The following is a 9110-nucleotide window of genomic DNA, read 5'->3' on the forward strand; positions in this document are numbered from 1 at the left end:
ACGGATGAGCTGGAGATTGAAATCCATAAAAAACTCGGTGAATTCAGCGTAAAACACGCTTATGGTGAGCATCCGGATGAAGAACAGGCAATCTCTTGCGCTAACTTATTAGCTTTTGCCAATACCCTCAATAATGAGCAGCTTAATGAAATACTGTCTGAATGTTATCAAACCGAAAAGCTGGATTGTCAAGGCCGTTGGCTGGCCGATGTCACAGATGCTTACGTCAATGAGAAAACCCGGGGAAAAATTAAATCGTTGTTTGGTGGTCTTTCTCAAGGAGAACGAGACAGAATTACAGCGGTTATAGCGAATGTGATGGAGTTCCGGGGTATCTGGGAGCACGAAATGCCTAAACACAGAACGGTCCCCGGCAGATTTCTTTGCGCAAATGGAAGCATTATTAAAAACGTCATTATGATGTGTTCAACTGAAATACTTCAATTTGTTCATAACAAAGATTTTGGTGCCATTGGCAAAAAATTCCGGTCTGCGAATGGTGAAGATCTTAAATTAGTCGCAATAACACCAGCTGATTCAGAAAATCCGACGGCGATCGACAAACTTGATTATGAAACAATTGACCATCTGATTGAAAGATTAAACTATCGTGAAGTGAAGCTGGATCTAAAGCTGCCCAAAATAAAAATGACGGATAGTTGTGATACTCACTTACTCGACAAAATTTCTCAGACATTTGGAACCGACATAATAAAGGCTGAAGATTTATCAAGATTAGGCAAACCGGGAGGTCAGCAGCTGGAAATACTTCAGAAGGTCTCTTTATCTGTTGATGAAGAAGGCGCTCATGGTACAGTTGCCACTGCCGCAACAAGAAGGCTAAGGGGCATGTCCAAAGGGTGTTACTTTCACTTTGACTGCCCTGGCTACATTGCTATTGTGGACAGACAAGGTAATCGCTTGCTTGAGATGATGATAAAGGATGGCAGCTTTTTTGAGTTTCAAGGTGAACCTTAAAGACAAAAACAGAAGGCCATTGAATGTCTTGCCATCCGGCAGGAGCTTGCTCTGGCGAGCAAGTTAACACTCCTCCCCGCACTGGATGTACAGGGTATCCAGTTGAGGAAAAAAATGAAATTCGAGAACGGATTTCAATTAAAACGAATTAAGGAGTTCTTTATGTATGGATATACCAAAGACTGGCATTGGTCACGTTGGAACGACTTACACCCTTACACAAGATAATAGTGATGGGGATTCTTCGGGCTCCGGTGTTGAGGCCGTTTATCCTCAGCCAAAATTGACAGCACAACAATATAACCAGGCATCTGCTACTTTCATCGCAGATCGCATTGTTAATACGTCTTCTGAGACAGATGACGCTAATCACAGGGGTTGTGAGAATAGTTCCAAAGTACAGAAAAGGCCACTAACTGATGACTCAGACATAGAATCTCAACGTTGCAAGGTGATTAAAAGTGCTGACACGATTATCTCTAAAGAACTCGCTCATAATCGCCATAAATATGCACGGCTTGCAAGGCAGTGGCTGAGTTATGACCCCATCTACCTCGACACTGAAACCACTGGCCTGAATAAGAACGCCGAAGTTGTAGAGATCAGCATAATTGACAGTTCCGGAAAGATACTACTGGACACCCTGGTAAAACCTGCAAAACCAATCCCCCGGGAAGCCATTGATATTCATGGCATCACTAATGAAATGGTAGAGAATGCCCCTGCATGGGCCGAAATCCATGACGACTTCCTTAAAGTTATAAAAGACAGAACACTGTTAATGTATAACGCTGACTACGACAAGAGAGTTATCCTGCAAAGCTCTGGCCTTGATCGTTTCGACTCTCAGTGCTCAAGGATAGGGTGCGTTATGAAACTTTTCGCTGCCTACTACGGCCAATGGAATCACTACCAGGAAGATTGGCAGTATCAGAAACTAACTGCAGCAGCAGACTATATGGGAGTGAAAGTTGAGGGGCAGGCTCATAGGGCCCTGGCAGACTGCCGTATGACACTAGGCATATTGAAAACCATGGCCGCAACCACTGAACCTGTTGACATCCCCCCGCGCTAAAGAGGGTGTCGCAAAACCTCGCAAAATCCGGTCATCTGAGATAAAGCATTTTTACCGGCCACCTCATGACAACAAGACGGCAAATTTCGCTCCAACAGCCCCTCCATGGTCTGAGTCGCTCGCAGTCCACACCAGCCTTTGAAAGGATAAGCAGACAGCTCAATAGAGATCGTGCATGGGGGGGCTCGGGCCTGGCGCCTGATTCCCAGTCATTCAAACGTAACATTTGTCGTGTAGTCTTTCCTGACACTCAAGGGAGAACTATGCACAGGAATACCCTTTTTCGTGCGACTCAATGGAGCTTCTTCGTTGCCTCATTGTTATCAGGCACATTACTTCTGCTACCCTTTTCTGTTTTGCAGACAGACCGAATCAATCTCAACCAGCTGAGCTGTCAGGTTGATGTATCTAAAGGTGACAAGACATTTCGCATTTATACCCCTTCAGATTGGCAAGCAGAAGCTATGGCGGCTTTATTCTGTGAATCGGTGTTAACGGGAAGCGACTACGCTCGGGTTGAATTATCTTGGAAGCCCAGGGAGCATCTTACGCCTGATGATCTCTTATCCCAACATTTTGATCTCCTATTCAGCCGACCTCGAGTACTCAATGGTCTGGCTCCGGACACGCAGTCTCTCTATCAAGAGACCTTAGTGCTGCCAGCCTACACCATCTATCTGTACGGCCACATACCCATTTATCAACTATCTTCAGCAACACTATATAAACGCAATATTGGATTACTGGACGATAAGCGAAGCCAGTCAGGTTTTCTCGTACCTGAAATCGAGCTCAAAAAACGCGGCGTTGTCCTTAATGATAGTGAAACAAAGTGGTTCAATCATCGAGCCGATCTGGTTGAAGCATTTGTCAAAAACCAAGTCGATTTTATTCCCGCTATCGGTATTGAGCCTGAACTGACCGACTGGCCACCTGAGCAGCGTTTTGAACTGAAAACCATTCCTTCTGCGGGAAGCTGGTACCTGTCCAGAGCATTGAGTCAAGCACTTAGATGTGAAGCCAGTCAATCTTTACTCGAGAGGCACCAACAGTCTCCTGTCATGGGTAATCTGCTAATCAAAACTACTATGGCAACGGATGCCTGCTCATAGCAGCACACTATTTACGACTATGAACACCTATCACGCCACGCCAAATCAATACCGCTCATGTGCACTGTCACTGGTCATCACCTGCCTGATATTCACATTGCTATGCCATGCTAACGAGCTAGCACTTAATTATGTCATACAGTCTGCTCTTGAAGAGTATTTACCCGACGCACTCAACGCCGCCCTGGTAAATAGTTACGATAAGGAGGAACTTTTAAAACGCAGTGCAATGACATTGAAAGCATGGATAGAGAGCGCAAATATAATATCGCTGGCCAATATCTCGATGTTCAGTGATATTGAGGTTTTAGAGATATCTCTAACTCCAAAATCCTCACCACAAGACTCAGATTTATCATTCTATTTAAATAAGCAGGCCTTTAGTCTGGATTGGCAGATTTCTGTCGTTCATTCTGAGATAGCCCTGTTGCTGATGGCAACGCTTAGTGCTCTTGCAGGGCTCGTTTTCTATCTCCAATTGCACCGAACAGGCAGACCGGCCCAGATAAAATCGGCAACCAATGCAGTACCAGAGAATAAACCTATTAGCTCGGAGCACGAAATAACAGCAGATAGTAGTGAGGTGAGTGGCGTGCTTACGAAAAACACTGAGCCGGCATCACCTCATGTTTCTTCTGTGACTAAAGCCGCGCTCAACCTTTCCAAACACACTGTCAGTATTGGTGACAATACTCTCGAAATGTCTAAGACCCCATTTTTCTATTACTACTGGTACGCCAAGCGTAGCCTGGATGGCCTGCCTGCTTATATCAATCCTTGCAGTACCAGACCCGATACAGATAAAGGACACGAGTTAGCACAGATCATGCGTTCTTACAGGGGGCATGCGCGAGCAATCAATGAACTAGAGCAACACGGTCTGAAAGCCAGAACGCTTGATCAAAACCGGAACAAAATTAAAGAAGAAATGAGGGCGCACTTTGGCGACTTGGCCCAAGCGTACTTGTTCGTAAAAAGCAGAGACCAAAAAACCGGGCGCTATCAACACGCACTCATGGATGATAATTTTTTAATAAAAACAATCAGTTAAATTTAAAGATATCTCTAAAAGCTTAGAAAGCTTGTTTTAACATAACCGTCATCAATCCCTTCTAGCTTGGTTATCAACTTTCAAGCACACAAAGGGATAAACTATGAACACCAGATTTGCTGCGTTGGCATTGGCCATCGGTTTAGGGGTTAGTGCCCAAGCAAACGCAATGAATATTCTTTTGACCAACGATGACAGCTGGTCGACAACCAATATTCAGACGCTACATGCTGCTCTCAAGGCGGCAGGTCATGACGTCATCATGTCGGCACCATGCACGGGGCAAAGTGGTAAAGGTGGTGCTGTCCACTTTATGAAGTCGGTCTCGGTTGATCGCACGCAAATCGATAAAGACCAGGTCTGTGTCGGTGACACAGACACTAGCGTTGCATTTGAAGACTATGTCGAAGGTACGCCGGCCATGGCTGCGCTTTACGGTATTGATGTGTATGCTAACGAACGCTGGGGTAAACAGCCTGACCTCGTTATTTCCGGCCCCAATGAAGGCAACAATGTTGGCTTTTCAACCAACATGTCCGGCACCCTGGGGGCAACAAACGCAGCTATCGCACGTGGTATTCCTGCCATCGCCGTCAGCGCTTATGACGGTGAGGCAGACAAAGCGCCTCATGTTGCTAACATTGTCATAGAACTGCTTGATAAGCTGGTTCCCCAGACAAAAGATGGGGCACCAATACTGCCAAAATTCACGGGCCTCAATGTCAACATTCCTGAAGATCCTGCCAATCACCGCGGTTTCAAACACACCCAAGTAGGCTGGAATGCGGGCCACGACAACATGATCGTCAAGTTCACTGACGACTTGTCATCAAGTGACATGCTCATGGGTTATGTGGCAATCGAATTGATAGAAAATGATCCAAGCCTCACCATGGATGAAGCCATGTCCATCGCCAAAGAAATGTATAAGGACAAAGCAGGTATCAGCATGGATTCTGACGCTGAGTACGCTGATCAGTCTGAAAACAGTGAGGGCATTGCTGTCGGCCAGGGTTATGTCACCATCAGCGCTATTCAAGCCAATGTCCAAGGTTCTGTTGCCAAGTCTGAGTGGGTTCGCTACATGCTCAACGAATTGTTTTAAGGAGGCAGCATGAAAAAGCTTTTACTGCTAAGTGCTGCCGCCACCGTTCTGGCAGGCTGTAACGATGGCACGGACGACAACTCGACTATGAGTCAGAGCGACTTTGTGTCCGAATATCAAGGTCAATATGTGGGCAGCCAGCTGGTCGACCAGGAGCCGGTACATCTCGGGCTCACTGTAAACGAAGGTGCATTCTATCTCACTGTAACTGAAGCTGATGAGTCGTCTACCGTTTACACAGGTGACTATAACGAACAAACGAGTAGCCTGAGCTTCAATCAAGGTAATATTCAGTGTCAGCTCGGTGATGTATACCGTTGCGAGTTTGATGGAGACTCGTTTGAACTCAGAATGCACAGCCCGGATGACTGGATCGCAATTGAAAATGTGAGCGGCACATACAGTAATTCTGCTGGTGCCACCTTGACCATTGTTCAATCTGGAGAGCAGGTCTATTTTGAGCTGCCAGACTGCATGCAGTATGGACAAAAAATGGGACCCAATGAAATCAAATTCGACGCTGGCTTCTGCTTTAATCAAGACGAAATAGCGATGATCGAGCCAGAAACTCTTGAGGCGACTGGTGACACACTTAAGGTGACATCGACCAGTCCTTTGCTTGCGGGTTACTGGTTTAAAGGTTAGACGACATTTACCCGTCAACCACTTCAAAAAAAGCCGCCCATACAACCCTGTTTGGGCGGCTTTAATTTTCGATGGCTTTTTGACCCAACAAGGCAACGCTTTACTGCTGCGGCGGCAATAAAATCGCCTGCATCTTCAAAAGCCTGTCTTCAAGCGCTTGCTGATCCGGATCCGCTTCAGACAGTTTCTCTCTGAATACACCTACCAAATCAAGAAATGCCGTCCTGAGTACTTCATTCTGCTGGCTCAGGTCCTGATTCTCCTGCATGACAGCTGGCATGTCTCTTTCCAGGCGAAACTCCAGATCCTCCAACTTGCTCCTCAAGTGCCTCGCTTCTGTTCCAAGCTCAGCATTTCGACGCCCGGCTTTTTCAGCAAATTCACGGGCTTCGTCCAGCTCAGCCTGTGTATCAAGCTCAATCTGTGCCTTTGCTTTGGTCAGTTTCCTGACCTCTTCACGCCACTTTTTCTCCTCTTCTTCCCGGTCACTTGCCATATGTGCAAATTGCTCATTTTCGGCCTTAAGCTCTGTCAGTTGCTTCCTGATTTCTCCCACTTCCAAGGCGGCCTGACGGGCTCGCATTTTATGCTCTTTCTCATGATCTTGAGCCATTCTGAGTGCTTCCCTGAGCTCTGAGATTTGCTGTTCCAACTCATTCTTTTTCCTCATAAGATCCTGATATTCAAAGCGAGAGACACCTCGAGGACCATGAGCCTGAAGATCGGTCAAACTTGTTTCATCGATCGTAGAAACAAGCTGAGTTAAAGAATTGGGTTGATGTGTGGCGGTACTGAGACTGACATAGGCTCCTTCATCGTCAAACTCAACGCCTGACTCCCGGAAATCAAAACCAGGGCCAAGCCTTGGAGCCTGCCCGCTGTTTTCGGACAAAGCTTTCAACCTGTCAATTTCAGCCATGGCCTCAGCGTGTTGTTGCTGCAACAGCTCCAGTTGGCTTTTGGCAGCATTGTAGTCTAATTGAAACACTAATTTAGCCGCCTCTTCTTCATGAAACTTTTGCCGGGACTCGTCCAAATCCTGCCTGAGCTGTTCAAGCTGAGTCCTGCGTTCTCTCTCCGCCCGGGAAAGCTGAGCCTTTTGATCAGAGATCTCCTTGTGCTTAAGCTTCAGCTCCTGCTCAATGGTATCGGCTTTTGAGGCTTTCTCCCTCAGCATGGCTACCTCACTTCTCAGCTCAAGCCGCTCTTTCTCAATTTGCATTTTGGCCTTTTTCTTCTCATCCGTAAGTTGGCGGACCTCTTCAGAGAGCGTGTCTACCTGTTGTCCCAGACGAACAGACTCACTCTCAAACTTTTTATAGCCTGACTTGGCTTGAGCCGCTTCACTGATCGCTCTCTGTTCCGCTTCGGACACGTTGCTCAGTTTTGCTTTCACGGCAATAAGCTGCTGTGTCAGTTCACTCACTCTATCCTCAGACTGGCTATAGTCCTTCCTGAATCTTGCTTCGGATGACTGCAGCGCATCTTCAGCTTTCTTTTTGTGAAGCTTCAGTTCAGTGACCTGAGCGGTCAGCGACTCTATGTGCTGCCTCTGTGAACTCTGGTCTGACTGAGGCTGACTGGAAGCCAGTTTCATTTTTGTTTCTGCTGCCAACAGCTTCTTTGCCATAACCTCTAAGCTCTTGACCTGTTCGGCGAGTTCCTTGTCCGCTTTATGCTTATCTTCCATGTGTCTGCGCAATCCAGCTTGCAGCGTTTCAACCTGCCCTTCCAGAGTTGCCTTGGCGGTATTCCACTGCCTGGATTCAGTCACCCAGGCTCTCACTTCACCCTCTTTCTTCTGCAGCGCTTCCCTTGCGCTTTGCTCTGCCATAGCCGTCTTTTTCAACAGCGACCGGGTCTGTCGCAGATCAGTCTGAACCTGGTTGAGCTTCTCTTTGCTGGCTTTCAGTTCAGTTCCCGTGACTCTCAGTTGTTCAAGTTCTGTCTTCTGCTGATTCAACCAAACTTCCAGCGCTGAAATACGACCGTTAGAACCTTTTAGCCGGGTTTGGGTATCCTTTAACTGTTTTTCCAATTGAGTTTTTTGAGATTCAAGCTCGGTTAAACGCTCTTCACCCAGTCTGAGTGCCTGCTCCAGTCTTTGGCTTTTTTCAAAATACCCGGACGCTTTTTCACTCTTCTTTTTCATAGCAAGATCGAGAGACTTAAACTGGGTCGACAGCTCGCGGTAATGAGCTGTTTCTTTCTCGTACTCCGCCTTCTTCTCTTCCAGCTCCTTATAAAGCTGGATATTGGCATGACTGGCCTGGATTCTTTCATCAGAGACTTGACTGGCGAATTGGGCTCTAAGACGACGCACCTCAGTGTCAGAAGAAAGTTTGTCGGCCTGCAACTTGCCACTGCGCTTTCGCTCTCCATCCAGTTGGGATTGCAGCTGTTCAATCTGAGTTTTCAAGAGGTTCAAACCTTTTTCGGCGTTCTTTGTCTCATCCATGACTTTCGTCATTTCTGCACAGTGGCTTTTTAACTGCCCTTCAACAACCAATGCCCTTGCACGGGCCTGATCTCGCTCATCCCTGATTTTATTCAAATCTTCCGTCTGTTTTTTTGTCAGCGTTTCTAACTGATCGTTTTTATGCTGCAACGCTGTCAGAGTCTCCAGAACGTCTGGTGCTGATCTGAAGCTGGCTTCTGGACTTTGCAACTCTGTCTGCAATCGAATGTTTTCAGGTCCCGGTCCGGAAACTGGCCCCTCCGTCTTTTGCTGATCCCGTAACTGGGCAGTGAGCTGGTTTAGTTTGAAATTCAGTTGGTCAGCACGTTCGGCGTCTCTAGCTTTTTGATCATTGAGTTTATCAATGGCTTTCTGAAAGATACTTATATGACGGTGGGCTTTGGATAAATCTGCCTTTAAAGTACTGACTAATTTATCAACACCTCTCATTCTGTCCTGCTCAGTCAGCGCCTGAATCATTTGCTTTTCATTGTGTTCAGCCTGTCGTGTAAGCTCCTGAACTTTTCTATCCAGTTCATGAGCTTCCTCACCTTTAGCTTGAATCATTAAAGTCTTCTGACGCAACTCATCCTCAAGTGAGCGAACCTGGTCACTCAAAACCTTAAAGACAGCCCTTGGTAAGTTTGGATCACACGCTTGCGAATGCCGCTGATCTCTTCGCTGGA

At 46.7% G+C, this 9110-nt stretch carries 7 protein-coding genes; 6 read left to right on the forward strand and 1 reads right to left on the reverse strand.

Annotation, left to right across the window (positions count from 1 at the left end; genetic code table 11):
* The 6 genes from KDK19_RS09265 to KDK19_RS09290 form a co-directional block, all read left to right on the forward strand.
* Positions 1-978 (forward strand): serpin family protein (locus tag KDK19_RS09265; protein WP_257291807.1); only part of this gene is annotated, 978 nt, incomplete at its 5' end.
* 166 nt (positions 979-1144) lie between these two features.
* Positions 1145-2053, forward strand: a complete 909-nt coding sequence (locus KDK19_RS09270) for a 3'-5' exonuclease (protein WP_257254431.1) — start codon at positions 1145-1147, stop codon at positions 2051-2053.
* A 263-nt stretch (positions 2054-2316) separates the two neighbouring features.
* Complete coding sequence (locus KDK19_RS09275) at positions 2317-3165, forward strand: phosphate/phosphite/phosphonate ABC transporter substrate-binding protein (RefSeq protein ID WP_257254432.1); 849 nt, start codon at positions 2317-2319, stop codon at positions 3163-3165.
* Between the two features lie 19 nt (positions 3166-3184).
* The gene (locus tag KDK19_RS09280) at positions 3185-4216 is read left to right on the forward strand and encodes a hypothetical protein (protein ID WP_257254433.1); all 1032 of its coding nucleotides are present in this window, start codon (positions 3185-3187) and stop codon (positions 4214-4216) included.
* Positions 4217-4319: 103 nt separating this feature from the next.
* Positions 4320-5321 carry a 5'/3'-nucleotidase SurE gene (locus KDK19_RS09285; protein WP_257254434.1) on the forward strand — a complete coding sequence of 334 codons (1002 nt, stop codon included), beginning with the start codon at positions 4320-4322 and terminating at the stop codon, positions 5319-5321.
* A gap of 9 nt (positions 5322-5330) precedes the next feature.
* Positions 5331-5966: a hypothetical protein gene (locus KDK19_RS09290; RefSeq protein ID WP_257254435.1), complete on the forward strand. Its 636-nt coding sequence runs from the start codon at positions 5331-5333 to the stop codon at positions 5964-5966.
* A 100-nt stretch (positions 5967-6066) separates the two neighbouring features.
* Here the strand turns inward: KDK19_RS09290 and KDK19_RS09295 are convergent.
* Positions 6067-9110: hypothetical protein (locus KDK19_RS09295; RefSeq protein WP_257291808.1), on the reverse strand; the 3044-nt coding region annotated here is incomplete at its 5' end.

The sequence above is a fragment of the Endozoicomonas sp. ONNA1 genome (assembly GCF_024606325.1).
Classification (GTDB): domain Bacteria; phylum Pseudomonadota; class Gammaproteobacteria; order Pseudomonadales; family Endozoicomonadaceae; genus Endozoicomonas_A.

What these genes read in the sequence shown, in the direction of transcription:
- KDK19_RS09290 (WP_257254435.1), top strand. Translation starts at nt 5,331, where the DNA reads ATGAAAAAGCTTTTACTGCTAAGTGCTGCCGCCACCGTTCTGGCAGGC.
- KDK19_RS09285 (WP_257254434.1), top strand. Translation starts at nt 4,320, where the DNA reads ATGAACACCAGATTTGCTGCGTTGGCATTGGCCATCGGTTTAGGGGTT.
- KDK19_RS09275 (WP_257254432.1), top strand. Translation starts at nt 2,317, where the DNA reads ATGCACAGGAATACCCTTTTTCGTGCGACTCAATGGAGCTTCTTCGTT.
- KDK19_RS09280 (WP_257254433.1), top strand. Translation starts at nt 3,185, where the DNA reads ATGAACACCTATCACGCCACGCCAAATCAATACCGCTCATGTGCACTG.
- KDK19_RS09270 (WP_257254431.1), top strand. Translation starts at nt 1,145, where the DNA reads ATGGATATACCAAAGACTGGCATTGGTCACGTTGGAACGACTTACACC.